21 protein-coding genes and 1 other annotated feature are annotated in these 23,363 nt (G+C 42.2%); of the genes, 17 read left to right on the top strand and 4 right to left on the bottom strand.

Annotated elements, in window-relative coordinates:
- The first annotated feature begins 74 nt into the window (after nt 1–74).
- From asnS to ACESPO_RS11735, 5 genes are all read left to right on the top strand, one after another.
- On the top strand, nt 75–1,466 hold the full coding sequence (asnS, locus tag ACESPO_RS11755) for an asparagine--tRNA ligase (RefSeq protein WP_116440925.1): 1,392 nt from the start codon (nt 75–77) through the stop codon (nt 1,464–1,466).
- A gap of 84 nt (nt 1,467–1,550) precedes the next feature.
- Nucleotides 1,551–2,243: a VanR-ABDEGLN family response regulator transcription factor gene (vanR, locus tag ACESPO_RS11750; RefSeq protein WP_320852906.1), complete on the top strand. Its 693-nt coding sequence runs from the start codon at nt 1,551–1,553 to the stop codon at nt 2,241–2,243.
- On the top strand, nt 2,233–3,369 hold the full coding sequence (locus tag ACESPO_RS11745) for a sensor histidine kinase (RefSeq protein WP_336304509.1): 1,137 nt from the start codon (nt 2,233–2,235) through the stop codon (nt 3,367–3,369). Before vanR ends, ACESPO_RS11745 begins: the two co-directional genes overlap by 11 nt.
- A gap of 4 nt (nt 3,370–3,373) precedes the next feature.
- Nucleotides 3,374–4,435, top strand: a complete 1,062-nt coding sequence (locus ACESPO_RS11740) for a metallophosphoesterase family protein (protein WP_336304510.1) — start codon at nt 3,374–3,376, stop codon at nt 4,433–4,435.
- On the top strand, nt 4,436–6,019 hold the full coding sequence (locus ACESPO_RS11735; RefSeq protein WP_336304511.1) for an ATP-binding protein: 1,584 nt from the start codon (nt 4,436–4,438) through the stop codon (nt 6,017–6,019). It abuts the gene before it with no gap.
- Nucleotides 6,020–6,206: 187 nt separating this feature from the next.
- On the opposite strand, the gene ACESPO_RS11730 is transcribed toward ACESPO_RS11735, so the two are convergent.
- The 4 genes from ACESPO_RS11730 to murC all read right to left on the bottom strand — a co-directional run bounded on the left by ACESPO_RS11730 (nt 6,207) and on the right by murC (nt 11,036).
- Nucleotides 6,207–7,391, bottom strand: a complete 1,185-nt coding sequence (locus ACESPO_RS11730) for a ribose-phosphate pyrophosphokinase (RefSeq protein WP_008977604.1) — start codon at nt 7,389–7,391, stop codon at nt 6,207–6,209.
- A complete protein-coding gene (locus ACESPO_RS11725) occupies nt 7,364–8,386 on the bottom strand; it encodes an ATP-binding protein (RefSeq protein WP_009263773.1) in 1,023 nt (340 codons plus the stop codon). Before ACESPO_RS11725 ends, ACESPO_RS11730 begins: the two co-directional genes overlap by 28 nt.
- Before the next feature lie 16 nt (nt 8,387–8,402).
- A complete protein-coding gene (locus tag ACESPO_RS11720) occupies nt 8,403–9,509 on the bottom strand; it encodes a DnaD domain protein (protein WP_009263772.1) in 1,107 nt (368 codons plus the stop codon).
- A gap of 147 nt (nt 9,510–9,656) precedes the next feature.
- On the bottom strand, nt 9,657–11,036 hold the full coding sequence (gene murC, locus ACESPO_RS11715; protein ID WP_009263771.1) for a UDP-N-acetylmuramate--L-alanine ligase: 1,380 nt from the start codon (nt 11,034–11,036) through the stop codon (nt 9,657–9,659).
- 219 nt (nt 11,037–11,255) lie between these two features.
- Here murC and ACESPO_RS11710 point away from each other — a divergent pair, with 219 nt between their 5' ends.
- The 12 genes from ACESPO_RS11710 to yabP all read left to right on the top strand — a co-directional run bounded on the left by ACESPO_RS11710 (nt 11,256) and on the right by yabP (nt 23,356).
- Nucleotides 11,256–12,524: a glucose-1-phosphate adenylyltransferase gene (locus ACESPO_RS11710; protein ID WP_499788882.1), complete on the top strand. Its 1,269-nt coding sequence runs from the start codon at nt 11,256–11,258 to the stop codon at nt 12,522–12,524.
- Between the two features lie 2 nt (nt 12,525–12,526).
- On the top strand, nt 12,527–13,645 hold the full coding sequence (glgD, locus tag ACESPO_RS11705; RefSeq protein ID WP_009263770.1) for a glucose-1-phosphate adenylyltransferase subunit GlgD: 1,119 nt from the start codon (nt 12,527–12,529) through the stop codon (nt 13,643–13,645).
- A gap of 23 nt (nt 13,646–13,668) precedes the next feature.
- Nucleotides 13,669–13,947: a septation regulator SpoVG gene (spoVG, locus tag ACESPO_RS11700; RefSeq protein ID WP_008977598.1), complete on the top strand. Its 279-nt coding sequence runs from the start codon at nt 13,669–13,671 to the stop codon at nt 13,945–13,947.
- A 179-nt stretch (nt 13,948–14,126) separates the two neighbouring features.
- The gene (locus ACESPO_RS11695) at nt 14,127–14,810 is read left to right on the top strand and encodes an RluA family pseudouridine synthase (RefSeq protein ID WP_336304512.1); all 684 of its coding nucleotides are present in this window, start codon (nt 14,127–14,129) and stop codon (nt 14,808–14,810) included.
- 95 nt (nt 14,811–14,905) lie between these two features.
- Nucleotides 14,906–15,958 carry an AI-2E family transporter gene (locus ACESPO_RS11690; protein ID WP_270457541.1) on the top strand — a complete coding sequence of 351 codons (1,053 nt, stop codon included), beginning with the start codon at nt 14,906–14,908 and terminating at the stop codon, nt 15,956–15,958.
- A gap of 36 nt (nt 15,959–15,994) precedes the next feature.
- Nucleotides 15,995–16,222: a binding site (T-box leader), on the top strand.
- A 132-nt stretch (nt 16,223–16,354) separates the two neighbouring features.
- Nucleotides 16,355–17,794 carry a proline--tRNA ligase gene (proS, locus tag ACESPO_RS11685; RefSeq protein WP_009263767.1) on the top strand — a complete coding sequence of 480 codons (1,440 nt, stop codon included), beginning with the start codon at nt 16,355–16,357 and terminating at the stop codon, nt 17,792–17,794.
- A gap of 68 nt (nt 17,795–17,862) precedes the next feature.
- A complete protein-coding gene (locus tag ACESPO_RS11680; protein WP_016439902.1) occupies nt 17,863–19,197 on the top strand; it encodes a CCA tRNA nucleotidyltransferase in 1,335 nt (444 codons plus the stop codon).
- Between the two features lie 167 nt (nt 19,198–19,364).
- Nucleotides 19,365–20,360: a CotS family spore coat protein gene (locus tag ACESPO_RS11675; RefSeq protein WP_270666164.1), complete on the top strand. Its 996-nt coding sequence runs from the start codon at nt 19,365–19,367 to the stop codon at nt 20,358–20,360.
- Nucleotides 20,361–20,406: 46 nt separating this feature from the next.
- Entirely contained in the window at nt 20,407–22,140 is a 1,734-nt protein-coding gene (locus ACESPO_RS11670; protein WP_009263764.1) for a phospho-sugar mutase, read from the top strand.
- A gap of 233 nt (nt 22,141–22,373) precedes the next feature.
- Complete coding sequence (gene hbs / locus ACESPO_RS11665; RefSeq protein WP_008977591.1) at nt 22,374–22,649, top strand: non-specific DNA-binding protein Hbs; 276 nt, start codon at nt 22,374–22,376, stop codon at nt 22,647–22,649.
- Between the two features lie 84 nt (nt 22,650–22,733).
- On the top strand, nt 22,734–22,973 hold the full coding sequence (locus ACESPO_RS11660) for an RNA-binding S4 domain-containing protein (protein ID WP_008977590.1): 240 nt from the start codon (nt 22,734–22,736) through the stop codon (nt 22,971–22,973).
- A 95-nt stretch (nt 22,974–23,068) separates the two neighbouring features.
- Nucleotides 23,069–23,356, top strand: coding sequence for a sporulation protein YabP (gene yabP, locus ACESPO_RS11655; protein ID WP_008977589.1), 288 nt, complete (start codon nt 23,069–23,071; stop codon nt 23,354–23,356).
- Nucleotides 23,357–23,363: the final 7 nt, after the last annotated feature.

Below are 23,363 nucleotides of genomic sequence, written 5' to 3'. Positions count from 1 at the left end.
TCTGAAATCAGTGGAAGAAGATAAATCGTGCAGGCATCGGTTGTAGATAAATATAAGAAAAGGAGTAGTGAGAGATGGAATTAGTAACTGTGAAAGAACTTTACAAGAACAGAGAGGCATACTTAGATAATCAGGTTACTGTCGGTGGATGGGTGCGCAGTATTCGTGATTCTAAGACATTTGGGTTTATCGTTGTCAATGACGGTTCATTTTTTGAGACACTTCAGGTCGTATACCACGACAGTATGGACAATTTTGCGGAGATTTCCAAGCTAAATGTAGGTGCTGCTATTATTGTAAAGGGAACATTAGTAGCTACGCCTCAGGCAAAGCAGCCATTTGAGATCCAGGCAGAAGAAGTGATCATAGAGGGGGCATCTGCACCGGATTATCCGCTGCAGAAAAAGCGTCACAGCTTTGAATATTTGAGAACAATTTCACATCTTCGTCCGAGAACAAATACATTCCAGGCAGTATTTCGTGTAAGATCTTTGATCGCATATGCAATCCACCAGTTCTTCCAAGAGAGAGGGTTTGTGTATGTGCATACACCGCTGATCACAGGAAGTGACTGCGAGGGTGCAGGAGAGATGTTCCGTGTCACAACACTGGATATGGAGAATGTCCCGAAGAATGCAGATGGAAGTGTGGACTATACGAAGGATTTCTTTAATAAGGAGACAAGTCTTACTGTAAGTGGACAGCTCAATGCAGAGACATATGCGCAGGCATTCCGTAATGTATATACATTTGGACCGACATTCCGTGCAGAGAACTCTAATACAACTCGTCATGCAGCGGAATTCTGGATGGTAGAACCGGAGATCGCATTTGCAGATCTGGATGATGATATGATCCTTGCTGAGGCAATGTTAAAGCATATCATCAACTATGTACTGGAGAACGCACCGGAAGAGATGAATTTCTTCAACTCTTTCGTAGATAAGGGACTTCTTGATCGTCTCCACAATGTTGTGTCCTCTGAATTTGCACGTGTAACTTACACAGAGGCAATTGAGATCTTAGAGAAGAACAATGATAAATTTGACTTCAAAGTGTCATGGGGAGTTGACTTGCAGACAGAACATGAGCGCTATCTTACAGAGGAAGTGTTCAAACGTCCGGTATTTGTGACAGATTATCCGAAGGATATTAAGGCATTTTACATGAAGATGAATGATGACAATAAGACAGTAGCAGCGGTAGACTGTCTTGTTCCTGGAATCGGAGAGCTCATTGGAGGAAGCCAGAGAGAGGATGATTATGACAAACTGCTGAAGCGTATGCAGGAGATGAACCTGGATCCGGAAGAGTATCAGTTCTATCTGGATCTGAGAAAATATGGCTCTACAAGACATGCAGGATTCGGACTTGGATTTGAAAGATGTGTGATGTATCTGACTGGTATGTCAAATATCAGAGATGTCATTCCGTTCCCAAGAACTGTGAATAACTGTGAACTGTAAAGAATGAAAGAAACCAAGGCGGGGCGGGTATTTGTATACTTTGCCTCGCCATTTTAAAATTGTAAGGGGAATTGAGGAGGAAATATGAATATTTTAGTTGTAGATGATGAGAAGGAGATCGCGGATGTGATTGCGCTCTATTTACAGAGTGATCAGTATACCGTGTATCCATTTTATACCGGCGAAGAAGCGTTGGAATGTATGAAGACGACAAAGATTGATCTTGCAATCCTCGATGTCATGCTTCCGGGGATTGATGGATTTGAAATTTTAAAGAAGATTCGAGAGAGGTATACATTTCCGGTTATTATGCTTACCGCAAAAACGGAGTATATTGATAAGATCACTGGGCTGACGCTTGGTGCAGATGATTATATTTTGAAGCCGTTTAATCCTCTGGAACTAATCGCAAGAGTGAAAGCGCAGCTTCGGAGATATACACAGTATAATGAAGGAACAAGGATTGACAGTGGAGATATCATTGATTTTGCAGGACTTCAGCTAAACAGAGAATCTCATGAGTGTGTCTATAATGAGAAACAGCTGACACTGACACCGATTGAATTTGATCTTTTGTGGATGCTGTGTGAGAACCGTGGAAAGGTTATCAGCTCGGAAGAATTGTTTGAAAATGTATGGAAAGAAAAGTATTACAAAAACAGTAACAATACAGTCATGGTACATATTCGGCATCTGCGTGAGAAGATGAGCGGGCCGACCGGAAAGAGCGATTTTATTAAGACGGTTTGGGGAGTAGGATATAAAGTTGAAGAGTAAAAATTATACAAGGTTAAAGATTAACATTCTGCTTCAGACAATGCTTGTGGTACTGTTTACGGCGCTTGTCGGCTATCTTTTCAAAAATCTTGTCATAGATGGGATTTATAATCATAAGTTTGCAGATGGATTTGTACATTTTTTTATGTGGTTTCATATGCCGGAGCAACAGGCGATCGATCTCTACTGGAAAGTGATTGGAAACAATAAAATTTATTTTATGGGTGCGGGATTCCTTTTATTGTTTTCCTTTTTTTTCTATTTTGTGCTGAGCAGAATCACACAGTACTTGAAGGAAATTAATCAGGGAATTGAAAATATTTTATCGGATTTTAATGAACCTGTGCGGTTTAAACCTGCGCTGCAGCCACTTGAGGATAGCTTAAATGAGATTAAGATGACGATCCGGAGGCAGGAACAGGAGGCGATTGAGAGTGAGAAAAAGAAAAATGATCTGGTTGTTTTTCTGGCACACGATTTGAAGACGCCCTTGACTTCCATTGTGGCATATTTAAGTATTCTTGAAACAAAGCCGGACATGCCGGAGGAGGAGCGGAAAAAATATACGCATATTTCTCTGGAGAAGGCAATCCGTCTGGGAGAGCTGATCAATGAATTTTTTGAGATTACAAAGTTTAATTTACAGGATATTGTTCTGGAGCCGGGAAATTTAGATTTGTCTATGATGTTGGAACAGATTGCAGATGAACTGTATGCGGTTTTGAAGGAGAAAAACTTAAGATGTGACGTGCAGATTGATGATACACTGATGATTTACGGAGATGCGGATAAGCTTGCCAGAGTATTTGATAATCTTTTGCGAAATGCGATTGCGTACTGTGACAAAGGAACTGCGATACGGATTCAGGCAAAGGAGCGGCACCAGGAGATCGAGATTGTTGTGGCAAATGAAGGAGAGAAGATTCCGGAAGAGGAATTGAGCGCAATTTTTGAGAAGTTTTACCGAGTGGATGGTTCGCGCTCCAGCAAGACAGGAGGAGCAGGACTTGGACTTGCCATTGCAAAAGAAATTGTGGAACTGCACCATGGAACGATCCGTGCGGAGAGTGACGAGTGGGAAACACGGTTTATCGTGACGCTACCGGCGATGAATGAAGGAGAATAATTTTATGAATTTTATACAGATAGCAGATGTCCATCTAGGGGCAGCGCCGGAGGCGGGAAGGCGTAATGACGGACAGCGGGAAAAGGAGATCTGGGATAGTTTTTACAAAGTCATTGACATCTGTGAGGAGAAACAGATTGACCTGTTGCTGATCGCAGGAGATTTATTTCACAGGCAGCCTCTGTCGAGAGAACTCAAAGAGATAAATTATCATTTTGGAAAATTATCTCGGACAAAGGTCGTTTTGATTGCAGGAAATCATGACTATATTCGAAAGGATTCGCGTTATCTGCAGATAGCATGGAGTGAAAATGTCTATCCACTGTTTGAAACTACATTACACAGAGCAGTGATCGAGGAGCTGGATCTTGCAGTGTATGGATTCAGCTATGACAGACGGGAAATCAGAGAGGAACGGTACGACGAGGAGTATGCCCCGCGGGACATGAAATATGAAATCCTTCTGGCTCACGGGGGGGATGAGACACATATTCCGATCAAAAAAGCAAAGTTAAAAGCACTGGGCTATGATTATGTTGCACTGGGACATATTCATAAACCACAGATGGTATTGAAAAACTATGCGGCATTTTCAGGTTCTCTTGAGCCGCTCGATCAAAATGAAACAGGAAGACATGGATTTCTTCTTGGAGAGATTACCGAGAAAGGAGCGCAGATCCGTTTTGTTCCATTTGCAAAAAGGCAGTACATACACTTGCATCTCACAGTGGATATAGAAATGACACATGGGGCGCTGCGGGGAAAGATCAAAGAGGAGATCGAAAAAAATGGCACTGCGGAGCTGTACAAAATTATTTTGGAAGGACAGAGAGATCCGGAGATTGTCTATGATATAGAAGATCTCGACTATTATGGAAATATCGTGGAGATTCTTGATCATACCGTTCCTGCATATCACTATGAACAGCTGTACGAGAGAAATAAAGAAAATCTGCTTGGAAGGTTGATCGGACATTTTATGGAATGCGAGCCGGAAAGTATCGAGTATCAGGCAATGTGCGAGGGAGTCAGTGCAATTCTTGCAGCTATGGAGGAGAGAAGTTAGGTGATTATCAGAGAATTATATCTGAAAAACTTTGGAAAATTTTCAGAGACAAAGATAGAACTGGAAGAAGGCTTCCACATTTTTTACGGAGAAAATGAGTTCGGAAAAAGTACACTGCATGCTTTTATCAGAAGTATGCTATTTGGACTGACAAAAGGGCGCGGAAGGGCAGCAAAAAATGATCTGTTTACAAAATATGAGCCGTGGGATCAGCCGTCTTACTATGCGGGAGAGATGACATTTGAGTCTGGCGACAGAACTTTTATCATCAGCCGTCGGTTTGACCGCTATGGAAAGAGCGCAAGTCTTGTCTGTCAGACAGACGGAGAGATCTTATCGGTGGAACAGGGAGATATGGATATGCTTCTGGATGGCATGTCAGAAGCTGCATTTGAAAATACCATCTCAATCGGTCAGACAAAAGCAGAGACAAGTGCCAATCTTGGTGCAGAATTGCGAAACTATGCTGCAAATTATTACTGTTCCGGGAACAGTGAGATGGATGTGGAGCGCGCGCTTGCTATTTTAAAAGAGCGACGAAAGACAGTGGAAAACCGTCAGAAAGAAATTCGCAAAAAGAAGCAGGAAAAGCGAGAGAAAGTTGAACAGCAGGCGGCATACATCAGCGAAGAAATCGAGCGAAAACAAGCGGAAGAAGAACAAATCAGCAAAAACATCGAACAGGGAAAGCAGGAAGAAAAAAGAATTGTCAGAACTCCAGAAGAAGAGCAAAGCACGGAAAAACAGAATGTATGGGATGTGGTCAAAATAAAGTTATTGCCGGTTGTATTTCTGGCAGGCGTTGCGGGTATTTCCTTGCTATTTCAGGGGATTTTGAAATGGAGTGTGCTGTCAGGAGCGATAATTCTGGAAATAGTATTCCTGTGGAAATTGATGGAAGCATTCCGACAGGCGGAGGAAAAAGTACAGCAAGAGACAGAGGAGTCCCGGGAAGCAGAAAAACGAGAAGTTTCACTCGAACATGAGCAAGAGAGGCATCGAGAGGCTTTGCGAAGGATGGTTGTCAGACGGGAGCTGCTCCGGGAAGAGATTGCAGAGAAACAGATGCAGTACGAGAATCTCTGTGAGCAAGGAGAAGAACTCATGGAAGTCAGTGAAGAATATGTTGTTCTGGAAGAGAAAGGAAGAGCGATCCAGCTTGCGGAGGACACGATCCGGCATCTGTCCACAGATGTGAGAAAGGAATTTGAAACAAGGCTGAATGAGGTGTCTTCAGAGATATTGTGTGCAATTACAGATGGAAAATATGATCGCATTTTTATAGATGAAAATACGAACATATATCTATTACAAGGGGCACAGAAAATTTCAGTGGGACAAGTCAGCAGGGGAACGATGGAACAGATTTATTTTGCGCTCCGTATGGCAGCGGCAGAGTTGATGTACGAGGAAGAGTTTCCGGTAATTCTCGATGAGACATTCGCATACTATGATGAGAGAAGACTTGAGAATACACTTCGCTGGCTTGCAGAAAACAAGAGACAGATTATTTTATTTACCTGTCAGAGAAGAGAGTTAGAGATGTTAAGGAAACTCGGTATCCCATATCATGTGAATGGGTAAAATATGGTTTCTTTTTGCAAATATCAAAATAAAAGAACCCGGAGAGAAGTTGTATCTTGTAGATATAAGTCTTCTCTCCGGGTTCTTCTTTTCTGAATTATTAAAATGTATGAAATATGAAGAAATATCTTTAAAATTTCTTTACAATGATAAATGATTCAGGATAATTAAAATTAAAAGTAAAAAACTAAATAGGTTCTCCATTTTTGTATTTCTGAACAACATGCTGGATACGTTCGTTCGGACTGAGGATACTGCTGATAGAACCATCGTGATTCAAAGTATCAATCAGAAGAGCGATGTATTTGCTGAGATCGCAGTTGATGTAGTAAGGTCTGCTCAGCAATTCAGGTGTCTGGTAAATTAAGTTTGTTGTTAGGATTCCGTGGATAATACCTTCTTCGTAAGCCTTGTCAAATTTATCAAGACCGTTTGTAAACAGACCGAAAGTAGCGGCAGCGAAGATTCTCTTTGCTTTTCTTCTCTTTAACTCTGTTGCAACGTCAATGATACTGTCACCGGAAGAAATCATATCGTCGATGATGATCACGTCTTTTCCTTCTACAGAAGAACCAAGGAATTCATGTGCAACGATCGGATTGCGTCCGTCTACAATCTGTGTATAGTCACGGCGTTTGTAGAACATACCCATATCAAGCCCAAGTACATTAGCAAGATATACGGCACGGCTTGTACCACCTTCGTCCGGGCTGATTGCCATCATGTGATCGCTGTCAATGATGAGATCAGGTACAGTGCGAAGAAGTCCTTTGATAAACTGGTAAGTTGGACGTACTGTCTCGAATCCGCTGAGCGGGATAGCGTTCTGTACACGAGGATCATGAGCATCAAATGTGATAATATTGTCAACACCCATGCTTACAAGTTCCTGAAGAGCAAGTGCGCAGTCTAAAGACTCACGGGAACTTCTCTTGTGCTGACGGCTTTCGTATAAGAATGGCATAATGACATTTAATCTACGAGCCTTTCCTCCGACAGCAGCGATAACACGCTTCAGGTTTTGGAAATGATCGTCTGGTGACATGTGATTTACATGGCCACTTAAGGAATAAGTCAGGCTGTAGTTGCAGACATCTACCATCAGATATAAGTCCTTACCACGTACAGATTCATTGATCACTCCTTTTGCTTCCCCAGAACCAAAACGAGGTACTTTGGCGTCGATTAAGTAGTTATCTTTCTCATATCCTGTGAACACGACGTCATTTTTGTGTTCGTGGGAGCTTTCCTTACGCCATTTTACAAGGTAGTCATTTACCTTGTTTCCAAGCTCCTGACATCCGTCTACTGCGATGATTCCAAGTGATCCCACAGGGATGTTTTCTAAATTTCGTTCTTCTCGATGTAACATGTTTGTTCCTCCATATTCATAAGTTTCTTTTTGATTCGTATGTCATCTCCAGTTAGTCTTAACATAGTATAGTTGCTCGTGATTCTTGAAAAAATTCTCTCAGAATAAATCTCAACAATTGATTCCAAAGACAAGTTTGTCGATATGATCGTAGAGCGCTTCTTTAAAAGACGTTCATTTAGACACAAAAACAACTGGGAAGCGATGAAAGAATTCGTCAGTTCTGTTCCCAGATCGTCAATAATGAGCAGGTCACAGTCAAAAATGTAGCCGTACATTGTGTCGGCAAGTGTATCTTTATCAAACCGGCTCTTAGCAAATATATCAAATAATTCAAATGCTGTAAAGTAGATAACGGAATAAGCGCTGTCTATTAGTTCCTTTGCAATGCAGTTTGAGAGAAAAGTCTTTCCGACTCCGGTATCTCCATATAAAAACAGATTGCGGAATTCCTGTCCGAATGTTCGGACAAATTCTTTGCTGACTACCAATGCATCTCTCATGATGGAAAGTGAAGAGCGTCCAGTCTTTGGATCTATGTGATTTTCAGAATAATATGCAAGAGAAAATGTATTAAAATTCTCTTTTGCAAGGATTTCTTTTAGATTAGACTGTGTATATAAAAGATCGATGGTCGCTTTTTTAAAGCAGTGACACTTCTGACTGCCAATATATCCGGTATCTTTGCAGTCTGCACATTCATAAGAAGGTTCCAGATAATCCTCCGGGAATCCATACGAGGACAGAAGGGCAGACTTCTTTTGACGGAGCATGGAAATCTCTTCTTTCAGAGAGGAGAGAGCAGTCTCATCTCCCTCCAGAAGATTTCGTGCTTTCTGGACAGAGAGATGGGAGATCGCATTCTCGAGATCGCGGATCTCAGGGATGCAGTCATACACTCTCTGATAGTGTGCGTTTAATACGTCCTGACTATGCAGTTGCTTCTGCTCATACTCCCGCATGATCGTGTCATATTGGGAATTTTTTAATGCCATAACTTCTGCTCCTTTGTTATCTGGTCTTTAACAGACGTTCTTCCAGAGAATCAATATCATAGGAACGACCGTTAAAGTTGTTAAATTTTGTCTTAATATTCGCTGCAGGCTTTGAAGTTACCGTTCTGCGCTTATTCTCTCTTTCCTGACGGAAAGCAGTATCCACTCGTTCGATATCTGACAGGACACGGACATGCTGTGTCAGCCATTTGGACAAAATCTTATCGGTATAATCAAAACTTGGCTGATGGATACTGCTCATTGTCCGGTCACAGGCTTCCTTGATAATATCTAAAGTGAAGCCGTATTGTTCAGTCCATTTTTTTATATAGGCAATCTCAGAAGCGGCAGGTCCGCGTCCGCGAATGCCAAAAGCATTGAGTACAGTATAACAATTCTTATTGTAAATGCTGGAAGTTGCCCGGGCTTCCTCGACTGTAGTCACATGAGCATCTGCCCATGCGAGAGCTACTTTTTTTATGTAATGCATACTCGTATGTTGATTCTCGACACAATATTCAATCAAATATTCGATCAGATCCGCAGAAAAATGAAGCTGATCAAAGAAATAAGAAATCGTATCGATATCTGTTCTAGTCAAAGGTCTTCCGATATATTGTTCTGCGACAAACAAAAGCTGCTGGAATTCCTTACGGTCACGGAAAGCCTTGATAGAAGTCGGGGCTGTTCCGCGTGAATCAGAGATCGTATCCGCACCCATAGTCACATCCGGTATCTGAACGGTCGAAGGAGCTTGCGTTTCTGATGCAGATGTGTCTTCATAAGCTGGAATTGCACAAGAGTTCCCGGATCCCTCACATGGCGGAACAGGGCAAAACGCAATACCACAGAGAGAATGATCGCTTTCCTCATATTGGAGGGAAAGCAGTCCCTCTTTCTCCCAGTAATTCAGTGCACGCAAAATATCCTTCTCTGTGTTGTCCAGACAATCTGCAATCGTAGAAATGGTGAGGGCAACAGGAGAAGAGTTCAGATGTCTGAGCAGGAATAGATAAACTTTCACAAACTCTCCATTTGCTTTTACCATATGGCAGTCGATAAAATGATTGTCGACTAATGTTGTATGATTCTGACCATGGCTGCTCAATACTAAACTCTTCATCCTTACACCGTACCTTTCTAAATAAATCCTCTTCAATGTACTGGTATTATAGCACCAGAAAGAAGTTCTAAAAAGGACTTTTTATTGGATAAATCATCATTCTTTGTGGATAAGAAACAATGTGGATAATGTGGATAATGTGGATAACTATATGGATAACAATGATTCTCCTATGTTTACAACGTCTCCAGCTCCCATAGTTATCAACATATCACCGTGGATACATTTTTCTTTTACAAAATTTTTAATTTCATCAAAGGATGAAAAATAGTAGGAATCTCCGCCTAGTTCACGAATTGCATCTGAAAGAGCCTCTGAGGACATGCCAAGCGTATCTGTTTCTCTGGCAGCATAGATGTCTGCGAGGATCACATGATCTGCAAGTGTCAGCGCCTGCGCAAATTCGTGAAAGAAAGCTTTTGTCCTTGTGTATGTGTGAGGTTGAAAAATGCACCAGATTTCTCTGTGCGGGTAGTGCTGTGCGGCAGAAAGAGTTGCCTCGATCTCTGTCGGATGGTGTGCGTAATCATCGATGATCGTGACACCGTCGAGTGTTCCTTTGTATTCAAAGCGGCGGTCAGTACCGGTAAAGGACAAGAGTCCCTTTTTGATCTTCTCAAGGTCGATGCCGAGCAGTGTTCCGGTAATGATTGCGGAAAGTGCATTGGATACATTGTGTTCTCCGTTGACAGAGAGGAAAATACGATCTTTCTTTGTTCCGTGATCGATCAGGTCGAACGAAACATTCCCCATGTTATCGTATTGAATATTTTGTGCAGTGTAATCTGCATCGTGATGAATGCCATATGTGATGACATTGCAGTTCAGGCCGGCAATAATCTGCTCGTACTGTGAAATCTCACTGTTAATGATTAGTGTGCCATCTTTCGGAAGCAGTGCGGCGAACCGATGGAAAGAATGACGGATATCATCAAGATCTTTGAAGAAATCCATATGATCTTCTTCTACATTTAAGATGATTCCAATCTTTGGAAGAAAATCTAAGAAGCTGTTCGTATATTCACAGGCTTCTGTAATGAAAACATCTGAGTGACCGACGCGGATATTTCCGCCGATGATCTTTAAAATACCTCCGACAGAGATGGTCGGATCCGTATCTCCTGCAAGAAGGATATGGGAAATCATGGAAGTCGTTGTTGTCTTGCCGTGAGTTCCGGATACTGCGATCGGTGTCTTATAGTTCGTCATCAGCTGTCCGAGCAGTTCTGCACGGGTAAGCATCGGAAGCTGATGTTCTTTTGCTGCAATAAATTCAGGATTATCTGCGTGCACGGCAGCGGTGTAGACGACAACATCAATATCATCAGTTATATTTTCAGCTTTCTGTCCGTAATGGATGACAGCTCCCAGATCTGTTAAATGTCTTGTAAGGGGCGATTCTTTGGAATCCGATCCCGTTACTGTGAAATGTTCTTTTAAGAGAATTTCGGCAAGGCCACTCATGCTGATACCGCCGATACCGATAAAATGGACATGGACCGGACATTGAAAATCTATTTTATACATAAATACACTCCCTGTTCATAGAAAAATTTAAATTAATAGTAATATTTTACGCACTTTCATTATATTATAACGGTATATGGAAAAAAAGCCAAACTATAATTTTTTGTAAAATATACATAAAAAGTTTAAAAAAAAACAATTATTTATGTAAAAAACATTCATTTTATTACCTTTTTATGCTATAATACAACTATTAAATTACTTAGAAGGAGTGACGACATGATAAAAAAAGAAATGATTGCAATGTTGTTGGCAGGTGGACAAGGCAGCAGATTAGGTGTTCTTACATCAAAAGTAGCAAAACCGGCAGTTGCATTCGGGGGGAAATACAGAATCATAGACTTTCCATTAAGTAACTGTATTAATTCAGGAATCGATACTGTCGGTGTATTGACGCAGTATCAGCCATTACGCCTGAATACACATATTGGAATCGGGATTCCGTGGGATTTGGACCGTAATGTTGGAGGAGTTACAGTGCTTCCGCCGTATGAGAAAAGCACAAGCAGTGAGTGGTATACCGGTACGGCGAACGCTATTTATCAGAATATGAACTATATGGAGATGTATAATCCGGATTATGTACTGATTCTTTCCGGGGATCATATTTATAAGATGGATTATGAAGTGATGCTGGATTTCCATAAAGAGAATCATGCAGACGTCACGATTGCTACGATGCCGGTACCTCTGGGGGAGGCAAGTAGGTTTGGTATTGTCATTACAGATGAAGAGAACCGGATCCAGGAGTTTGAAGAGAAGCCGGCACAGCCGAGAAGTAATCTGGCTTCTATGGGTATCTACATATTTAGCTGGCCGGTATTAAAGGAAGCACTCAAGGCTTTATCGGAACAGCCGGCATGTGATTTTGGAAAGCATATTATTCCTTATTGTCATGAAAAGAAACAAAGATTATTTGCATATGAGTACAATGGCTACTGGAAAGATGTCGGAACACTGGGATCTTACTGGGAAGCAAATATGGAATTAATAGATATTATTCCGGAATTTAATTTATATGAGGAATATTGGAAAATTTATACAAACAGTGGTATTTTACCGCCGCATTATATTTCAGATCAGTCTGCTGTGGAGAAGAGCATTATTGGAAATGGTTGTGATATCTATGGAGAAGTCCACAGTTCTGTCATTAGTTCTGGTGTAACGATTGGAAAAGGAAGCGTTGTGAGAGACTCCATTATCATGAAGGATGCTGTGATCGGAGATCACTGTGTGATTGACAAAGCGATCATTGCGGAGAATGTACAGATTGGAGATAACGTCACACTTGGAACGGGAAGCGATACACCGAATAAGATGAGACCGGATATCTATGGATTTGGACTTGTGACCATTGGGGAAGATTCTGTGATCCCATCCGATGTACAGATCGGCAAGAATACCGCCATTAGTGGTGTTACATCAAAAGAGGATTACATAAACGGAGAGCTTGCAAGTGGTGAAACATTAATTAAGGTAGGTGAATAGGGATGAAAGCAGTAGGAATTATTTTAGCGGGTGGAAATAGCAGCAGGATGCGGGAACTGACACATAGACGTGCAGTGGCAGCGATGCCGGTAGCAGGAAGTTACAGGAGCATTGACTTTGCACTTAGCAATATGTCAAACTCACATATTCAGAAAGTCGCGGTGCTGACACAGTACAATGCCAGATCATTGAATGAACATCTGAATTCTTCCAAATGGTGGGACTTTGGAAGAAAACAAGGTGGTCTGTATGTATTTACACCGACGATTACAATGGAGAATGGATACTGGTACAGAGGAACTGCGGATGCGATTTATCAGAATCTTGACTTTCTTAAGAAATGCCATGAGCCATATGTGATCATTACATCTGGAGATGCAGTGTACAAGCTGGATTATAATAAAGTGCTCGAATATCATATTGCCAAAAAAGCAGATATTACCGTTGTCTGCAAAGAGATGGATGAGGATGCAGATGTCAGCCGTTACGGAACGGTTAAGATGAATGATTCCTGCAGGATTGAGGAGTTTGAGGAGAAGCCGGTACTGAGCAGATCTAATATCATCTCAACAGGAATTTATGTCATCAGAAGAAGACAGCTGATCGATCTGATTGAGCGATGTGCAGAAGAGGGAAGATTTGACTTTGTGCAGGACATTCTGATCCGGTATAAGAATGTAAAGAAAATTTATGGATATAAGATTAGCAATTACTGGAGTAATATTGCTACAGTTAATGATTATTACAGAACAAATATGGATTTCCTGAAGCAAGAAGTGAGAAAATATTTCTTTAAGGAATATCCGAATGTTTATTCAAAAGTGAGCGATCTTCCACCGGCAAAATATAATCCGGGTGCATGCGTAAAGAACAGTTTGATTGCAAGTGGATGTATCGTCAATGGTACTGTGGAAAATTCAGTATTATTTAAGAAAGTATTTGTAGGGAATAATTGTGTAATTAAGAATTCCATCATCTTGAATGATGTTTATTTAGGAGATAATACCTATATTGAAAATTGTATCGTAGAGAGTAGAGATACAATTCGTGCGAACACTCGCCATGTAGGAGAAGATGGAATAAAAGTAGTTGTAGAGAAAAATGAGAGATACGCGATGTAGAAGCGGTGAAAGGGGACAAAAGTATGCAGATTACAGATGTACGAGTGCGTAAAGTAGCAAAAGAAGGAAAATTAAAGGCAGTAGTATCAATTACAATGGACGACGAATTCGTAGTACATGATATTAAGGTAATCGAAGGAGAGAAGGGACTCTTCATCGCAATGCCAAGTAAGAAAGCAATTGATGGAGAATACCGTGATATCGCACATCCGATCAACTCAAATACGAGAGAGAGGATTCAGAGAACGATTTTGGAGCGCTATGAACAGGCACTTCTTGAGGGAGATGTAGAGGAAGCGTAGAGAACGCGATGAATTAAAAGCATTGAGATCGCCGCAGAGATGGATTGAGATGACATTTTTGCGGCGGTTTTTTTGACTCTTTGTCAAGGAATGGGGTAAAATAACTTTGGCTCTTTGACAAGAGCAGGGATAAAAAATAGCAAAGCTGTGAGGCTATAGATCAAGAAAGGCAGAAAAACGTGGAAATTCAGAGTTATATTTTATATGAAGACAGAGATCTTATTGTGTGCAGAAAGCCGGCAGGTGTTCCGGTACAGACGAAGCAGATTCAGACAAAAGATATGGTCAGTCTGCTGAAAAACTATAGATACCAACAGGAAGGGGGAAAAGAAGAACCATATCTTGGGGTGATTCATCGTCTGGATCAGCCGGTGGAGGGGATTGTCGTATTTGCGAAGACGCCGCAGGCTGCAAAAGAGCTGAACCGTCAGCTTCAGGCAGGTGGTTTTGGAAAATATTATCAGGCAGTACTGTGCAAGGTTCCAGAGAAGGCGCAAGGACAGCTGACAGATTACCTTGTCAAGGATGGCAGGACAAATCTGTCAAAAATTTGCAGAAAGTCGGATGCCGGGGCGAAAGAAGCAAGGCTTTCCTATAAAATACAAGGGGAGGCAGAGGGAAAGGCACTGGCAAACATTCATCTGGACACAGGAAGACATCATCAGATCCGTGTGCAGATGTCGGGGATGGGATGTCCGATTCTCGGAGATGTAAAATACGGAGGAGAGGAAAAAGCAAGAGGGCAGATTGCTCTGTGTGCAAGCAGTCTTACTTTTGTGCATCCAAAGACAAAAAAGCAGATGCAGTTTGAGATACAGCCGCAAGCAGCGGGGTTTGATTTGTTTTTTGCTTCAAAAATTTAAAAAAGTTGTATAAAGGACGATGGGACGGCAATACTAACATCACTACCGTGTGTCGCTGACTGTTCAGGACATGCGTGGAAAAGACGGGGCTGGTGATGGGAATGCAGAGAGAACAGTGGAAGACAGTGATAGTTGTTGTGGGAGTCACAGGGGGCATGTATATTGGAATCAAGTATATACTGCCACTTGTGCTCCCCTTTTTCTGTGCATTTCTGGTAGCATATCTGTTAAGACCGCTTGTCAGGAACATCCATGCACATACAAAGCTGAATCAGGGAGCTGTTGCCGGGGGTCTGCTTTTGATCATCTTAGGTGTGGTAGGCACAGCATTGTGGTTTCTTGGGAGCACACTCGTACAGCAGTTCTGTTACTTTATTGAACACTATGGATTTTATGCCGGAAAGATGGAGCTGTTTTTAGATCAATGTTGTCGGAGCATGAGCGGAGTTTTCGGAATGGAGGCGGGAGAACTGGAGTCACTTTTTGTGACACGGATGGCAACCATTGCAGAAAATATCGAAAGGCAGTTTGTACCGAAACTGATGGCAAATTCATGGGGGTATGTCAGAACGATCATCGAAGTGGCAGGGGTTGGGATTATTATTTTTGTGTCGATCATTCTGCTCGTCAATGATTTTGACAAGCTGAAAGAGAAAGCATCACATAGTATTGGGTACAGACATTTTGTGAAGATTTTGAAACGGATTTTTCATATGGGAGGAATGTTTCTGAAAGCACAGCTGATCATTATGTCTGTGATCGCGGCACTCTGTACGGTGACGTTTCTGCTTTTGAAAAATCCGTATGCATTGCTGTTAGGAGTATTGATCGGGTTTCTTGACGCGCTGCCGGTACTTGGAACGGCAGTTGTATTATATCCACTTGCAATTGTGCAGGCATTTCAAGGACGCTTTTTGTTTGCAGCAGTTTATGCGGGATTGTCTGTGATCTGCAATCTGACGAGAGAATTTTTAGAGCCGAAGCTGATTGGGGAGCATTTGGGAATCCCTGCGATTATGGTACTTGTCACGGTCTATGTGGGAATTCGTCTGTTTGGTGTAAGTGGTGTGATCACAGGTCCTTTCGGATATCTTGCGGGGAAAGAGATCGTCCGGGAGCTACTGCAAAAAGGAGAAGGGACTTCTTGACAAAGGGAGGAAATTCTCTTAAAATGAGCTTACGAAACAAGAGCGAGGAAGAGGATTAGTAAATATAGGATATGCCACAGAGAGAGAATCGGATGGTGAGAGATTCTTGCAGAAGATGTATTGAACCTGCCTTGGAGCTTCTGTGTGAAAGCACAGCGTACATCTGCGTTAAAGAGGACAGAGAGAATTTTAGCTGGAGATGGCAGTAGCCGGAGCCGGTTATGATTAATAAGGGTGGTACCGCCGAGCATTTCGGTCCCTTGCAGAGGGATTGAAAGGCTCTTTTTTTCATTCCCGATCAAATATATAGAAAAGCAAAGATCCATGCACGAAAAAAGAGCGCAGTCTATTAGTGGGATGTGCTTTGCATGGAACAAAGAAAAGGAGAAGAAAAGTATGGCGAAAGACAAAAAACTCGTAGAAGCGATCACTTCCATGGAAGATGATTTTGCACAATGGTACACGGATGTGGTAAAGAAAGCGGAGCTGATCGATTACACAAGTGTAAAAGGGTGTATGGTGATCAAACCTGCAGGATATGCAATCTGGGAGAATATCCAGCATGAATTGGACCGCAGATTTAAGGAGACAGGTGTAGAGAATGTATACCTTCCGATGTTTATTCCGGAGAGTCTTCTGCAGAAAGAAAAGGATCATGTGGAAGGGTTTGCACCGGAAGTTGCGTGGGTGACACACGGAGGACTTGAGCCGCTTCAGGAAAGACTTTGTGTGAGACCGACTTCAGAAACATTATTCTGTGATTTTTATGCAAAGGATATCCAGTCACACAGAGATCTTCCGAAAGTGTACAATCAATGGTGTTCGGTTGTGCGTTGGGAGAAGACAACAAGACCATTCCTTCGTTCCAGAGAATTCTTATGGCAGGAAGGTCACACAGCACACGCGACAGCAGAAGAGGCAGAAGAAAGAACAATTATGATGTTAAATGTCTATGCGGATTTCTGTGAAGAAGTACTTGCGATCCCGGTGATCAAGGGAAGAAAGACAGACAAGGAGAAATTTGCAGGGGCAGAGGCAACTTACACGATCGAGTCTTTGATGCACGATGGAAAGGCACTTCAGTCAGGAACAAGTCACAACTTCGGAGATGGATTTGCAAAGGCATTCGGAATTCAATATACAGATAAAGAAAATAAATTACAGTATGTACACCAGACATCCTGGGGAATGACAACTCGTATGATCGGAGCTATCATCATGGTGCACGGAGACAACAGTGGTCTTGTACTTCCTCCAAGAATCGCACCGGTTCAGGTGATGGTCATCCCGATCCAACAGAAAAAGGACGGTGTGCTTGACAAGGCATATGAAGTGAAAGAAGTGCTGAAAAAAGCAGGACTGAGTGTCAAAGTGGATGATTCCGACAAGAGTCCGGGATGGAAATTTTCTGAGCAGGAGATGCGAGGAATTCCGGTTCGGATTGAATTAGGACCAAAGGATATTGAGGCAGGACATGCAGTAGTTGTAAGAAGAGATACAAGAGAGAAGATCATAGTTCCATTCGAAGAGTTAGAAACGAAGGTAGCAGAAGTACTGGATACTATGCAGAAAGAGATGCTTGAGAGAGCAAGAGAGCATAGAGATGCACACACATATACTGCTTCCAGCATGGAAGAGTTTAAGAAACTGGCAGATGAGAAGCCGGGATTTATTAAAGCAATGTGGTGTGGATGTCAGGAATGTGAGGATGCTCTGAAGGAAGAGGCAGGGGTGACTTCACGCTGTATCCCATTTGAGCAGGAAGAGATCACCGGAACCTGTGTACACTGCGGCAAACCTGCAAAGCATATGGTTTACTGGGGAAAAGCATACTAATTTTTACTGTACCGATGTATGGAAGATAAATACTTTAGACCGTACATGGGAAGTCAGGGGGATAGATCATGAAGATACAGTTGCCGGAAAAAGTAAATACGATCATACAGACATTGCAGGAGCATGGATATGAGGCATATGCGGTAGGTGGATGTGTCAGAGATTCGCTGCTTGGAAGAGAGCCGGGAGACTGGGATATCACAACTTCAGCATCCCCGGATGAGACAAAGAAACTATTTGCAAGAACTGTCGATACCGGGATTGAGCACGGGACAGTGACTGTCCTTCTCGGAAAAGAAGGATTTGAGGTGACGACATACCGGATTGACGGGAAATATGAAGACAGCAGACACCCGACGGAAGTGATCTTCACAAGAAATTTAAGGGAAGATTTGCTCCGCAGGGACTTCACGATCAATGCAATGGCATACAATGATACAGAAGGGATCGTCGATATTTTTGGCGGAATGGATGATTTGAAGCGAAAGATAATCCGCTGTGTGGGAAATGCCAGAGAACGGTTTGGAGAAGATGCGCTCCGCATTATGCGCGGAGTGCGTTTTGCTGCGCAGCTTGGATTTTCTCTGGAAAAAGAGACGAAGGAGGCAATGACAGAACTTGCCCCGACGTTGGAGAAGATCAGCGCTGAGCGGATTCAGACAGAGCTGGTAAAACTTCTTGTGTCAGATTCGCCGGAGTTGATCAGGGAAGCATATCATCTGGGGGTCACCGCAGTCATCTTGCCGGAGTTTGATGAGATGATGCGGACCGGTCAGGAGACAAAATACCACAGGTACGATGTGGGTGAGCATACGGTTCAGGCAGTCTGCAATGTGCCGCCGGACAAGGTGCTGCGTCTTACGATGCTGCTCCATGATGTCGCAAAGCCGGAGATGAAGACAGTGGATGCAGATGGAACGGCTCATTTTAAAGGACATGACATCAGGGGAGAGCAGAAAGCGAAAGAAATCCTTCGCCGGTTAAAATTTGACAATGATACGATCCATAAGGTGACAAAACTTGTCCGCTGGCATGATTACCGGATGCCGGCAGAGAAAAAGAATGTCAGAAAGGCAATGAGCAAGATCAGTGCGGAACTGTTTCCTATGTATCTTCTCGTAAAAAGAGCAGATATTTTGGCGCACAGCATGTACCGACGGGAAGAAGAACTGGAAAATTTAAGTGGTCTTCAGAAATGTTATGAGGAAATTGTGGCAGACCATGAGTGTGTCAGTTTAAAACAGCTTGCAGTGACCGGAACGGACTTGATCGGAATCGGTATGAAACCGGGAAAGCAGATTGGAGAAGTGTTAAATGAGCTTCTGCGGATTGTACTTGAATATCCGGAGTTCAATAATAAAGAGCATCTGCTTCGGTTTGTGCAAAATCGATTTGATATTTAGCGGAGGCTTCTGTTTTCAAGGTGAGACAGGCCATTGAAACAATCACAAAATTTGTTGCATAAATTTCAGAAAAAGAATCATACTTCTGTCCAAAAAATCATAGGCTAGAGAGAAAATCAAAGTTACTGCAAAAGGCAGTGGCGGAAAAATGATTATAGGGGGCAGTTATGAAGGATTTTGAAACAGATGTATTGGAACAGTATCATATAGAAGTAAAAGGCACCCGAAAGACAAGAGGTGCCATTTTATGCGATACAGACAGAGGCATGCTCTTACTGAAAGAACTTACTTTCTCAGAGAAACGAGTGCCTCTTTTATATAAACTGTGTCACCAGCTCGAGGAAAAAGGGTATGGACTGGTGGATACGATTGTTCCAAACAAAGAGGGAGAATATGTGACAAGCGCTCCGGACCAGACAAAATATATATTGAAACGCTGGTATGGGGGCAGAGAGTGTGATGTCAGAAATGAGGAGGAACTTTGCAGTGCCACTGCTAATTTAGCATATCTTCACAACCTGATGGCTGGAGCGGATGTTCTGGAGGAAGGAACGGTTGTAAGAGAGCATGATCTGAAAGAGGAGTATCAGAGACATAACAGGGAACTGCGGAAGGTTCGGACCTTTATCCGAAACAAAGTCGGAAAAGGTGAATTTGAGCTGTTGTACTTAAAAGAATTTGAAGAGCAGCATGCACTCGGTGAAGCGGTTGTCAGAAAACTGGAGACAGATCATTATGAAACGCTCAGACAAAAAAGTAAGACAGAACACACGTGGATCCATGGGGATTATAATTACCATAATGTGCTCATGACATATCGGGGAGTGGCAACGACAAATTTTGAACATTTCCGGGAGGATATACAGATGGCAGATTTCTATTATTTTCTGAGAAAAGTCATGGAGAAATGCCAATGGAATGAACGGATTGGAAACATGCTTTTAGAGACATATGATAAGGGAAAGACAATCAGCAGAGAGGAGCTGGATTACCTGGCAGTACGGCTTGCTTATCCGGAGAAATTCTGGAAAGTTGCGAATAGTTACTATCATTCAAACAAGGCGTGGATCCCGGAAAAAAGTGTAGAAAAATTACAGATATCTATTGCACAGACAGAAAAGAAGAATCAGTTTTTGAAAGATTTATTTTCTTTTCATTTATAGTAACGTGTTGTATAATAGATAAAAAGTGAGATTAGGAGGTACCAGGATGGATTATCAGAAAAGATACAGAGAATGGCTGGAGAACGATTATTTTGATGCAGACACAAAAGCCGAACTCACAGCGATCAAAGAGAACGATAATGAGATCAAAGAACGATTTTATAAAGATCTGGAATTTGGAACTGCAGGACTTCGGGGAGTAATCGGAGCAGGTACAAACCGGATGAATATTTATACAGTCAGAAAAGCAACACAGGGATTGGCAAATTATATTCTGAAGAATGGGGCACAAAGCAGAGGAGTTGCGATTGCATACGATTCCAGACGAATGTCACCGGAATTTGCGGACGAGTCGGCGCTTTGCCTTGCAGCAAATGGGATTAAGGCATATGTATTTGAGTCACTCCGCCCGACACCGGAACTTTCTTTTGCAGTGAGAAAGTTAAACTGCATTGCCGGAATCAATATTACAGCAAGCCACAATCCACCGGAATATAACGGATATAAGGTATACTGGGAAGACGGCGCACAGATCACACCGCCGCATGATACCGGGATCATGGCAGAAGTTGAGGCAGTGACAGATTATGCTACAGTCAAGACGATGAGCCTTGAAGCGGCAAAAGAAGCGGGACTTTATGAGGTGATCGGAGAAGCTGTTGATGACGCCTACATGGAGGAACTCAAAAAGCAAGTCATCCACCAGGATGCCATCGACCAGATGAACAAAGATTTAAAGATCGTATACAGCCCACTTCACGGAACGGGGAATATTCCGGTAAGACGTATTTTAAAAGAACTTGGATTTGAGAACGTCTATGTAGTCAAAGAGCAAGAATTGCCAGATGGAAACTTCCCAACAGTATCTTATCCGAACCCGGAGGCAAAAGAAGCTTTTGAGCTTGGCTTAAAGCTTGCAAAAGATGTAGATGCCGATCTTGTTCTTGCAACAGATCCAGATGCAGACCGTCTGGGAGTTTATGTAAAGGATACAAAGTCAGGAGAGTACAAAGTTCTGACAGGAAATATGTCAGGATGTCTTCTTGCAGACTATGAGATCAGCCAGACAAAGGCAGTAAAAGGTCTTCCAAAGGACGGTTGCCTGATCAAATCCATCGTGACATCCAACATGGCAAAAGCGATCGCAGAGAGCTATGGAGTGAAGTTGATCGATGTTCTGACTGGATTTAAGTTTATCGGACAGCAGATCCTCGAATTTGAAAAGACTGGAATAGGAACGTATCTCTTCGGATTTGAAGAAAGTTATGGATGTCTGATTGGTACTTATGCGAGAGACAAGGATGCAATCGTTGCAACAATGGCGCTGTGTGAAGCGGCGGCATACTATAAGACGCTTGGAAAGACGCTCTGGGATGCGATGATCGACATGTATGAGAAATACGGATATTACAAAGATGACATCCAGTCTATCACACTTAAAGGTATCGAAGGACTTGAGAAGATCCAGAATATTCTTGAGACGCTGCGCAAGGAGCCGCCGGCAGAGATCGGGGGATATGGCGTACAAAGAGCGAGAGATTACAAGGCAGGTACGATCAAAGACTTGCGGACAGGAGAGACAAGCGATACAGGACTTCCGGCTTCCAATGTACTTTATTATGAATTGGAAAATGATGCATGGGTATGTGTACGTCCTTCCGGTACAGAGCCAAAAGTGAAATTCTATTATGGAATTAAGGGAAATTCTCTGGAAAATGCGGACGAGATTTCTGCAAAAATGGGTGCATCTGTGCTGGAAATGATTGAAAAAATGTTATAGTTAAGGCGAATTATCAACAAGTATTCAGGGAAAAGAACCGGAGGGTGTCTGAAACATGTTCCGGGACGTGGAAAACACGAAAAATTCCTTGACAAACAATAGGGAAACAGTTATAACTATAACAGTACAATAAGGGTAAACAGCCTGCAAATGCGGAGGGAACGGCCCTTCAAAACGGATAGAATCTATATATTTCATATATTCTATAGCTAAATTAGAGGAGGAACATATTCATGAACAAAACAGAATTAATCGCAGCAGTTGCTGAAGCAGCAGAAGTATCTAAGAAAGACTCTGAGAAAGTATTAAAAGCTTTTGTAGACGTTGTAACAGAAGAATTGAAAAAAGGCGAGAAAGTACAGTTAGTAGGATTTGGTACTTTTGAAGTGACAGAAAGAGCAGCAAGAGAAGGAAGAAATCCTCATACAAAAGAAACAATGATGATCGCTGCATGCAAGGCTCCGAAATTCAAAGCTGGTAAAGCATTAAAAGATGCTGTAAATGCATAATTCAGATAGACAATCCAATAAGAAATAGAAGACAAGAACTGCTGCGAGAATTGCGGCAGTTCTTTGTTACATGAGGGAAAGAAAATGAGATTAGATAAATTTTTAAAAGTTTCCAGATTGATCAAGAGAAGGACGGTTGCTAATGAGGCGTGTGATGCAGGGCGTGTCCTTGTAAACGGAACTGTGGCAAAAGCTTCTGTAAAGGTAAAACCGGGGGATGTCATTGAAATCCAGTTCGGGACAAAGACCGTGAAGGTAGAAGTGCTTGCAATTCAAGATACGACAAAGAAAGAAGAAGCAAAAGATTTATTCCGGTATCTGTAATGAGGTATCTGTAAATCATCATAAATATGAACAACCTTTCATATAATTGAGAGAAAGAAGACGTACTGATCATAGATAGAAAGGTTGTGGGTATAGTGGAAGAAAGACAGGTACAAAAACCTCATAAATTAGTTATCAATAACCGAAAGACAAGTGCGGTGACAGGTGTACTGGATGTACTTTCCTTTGATTTAAATGAGATACTGCTTGAGACAGAACAAGGAATGCTTATGGTGAAGGGAAAAGATCTCCATGTGAACCGGCTGAGTGTGGAAAAAGGAGAAGTGGATCTGGCGGGACATATCGACAGCATCGCTTATTCGGATATCAGCCAGAGTGCTGCAAAGCAGGGAGAAAACTTCTTTTCCAAACTGTTTAAATAGGTGATCC

The organism is Coprococcus sp. HPP0074, from assembly GCF_964238105.1.
Taxonomy (GTDB): Bacteria; Bacillota; Clostridia; order Lachnospirales; family Lachnospiraceae; genus Faecalimonas; species Faecalimonas umbilicata.
Note: the sequence above shows the minus strand (reverse complement) of the source record. Positions and strands in the feature narration are given on the sequence as shown.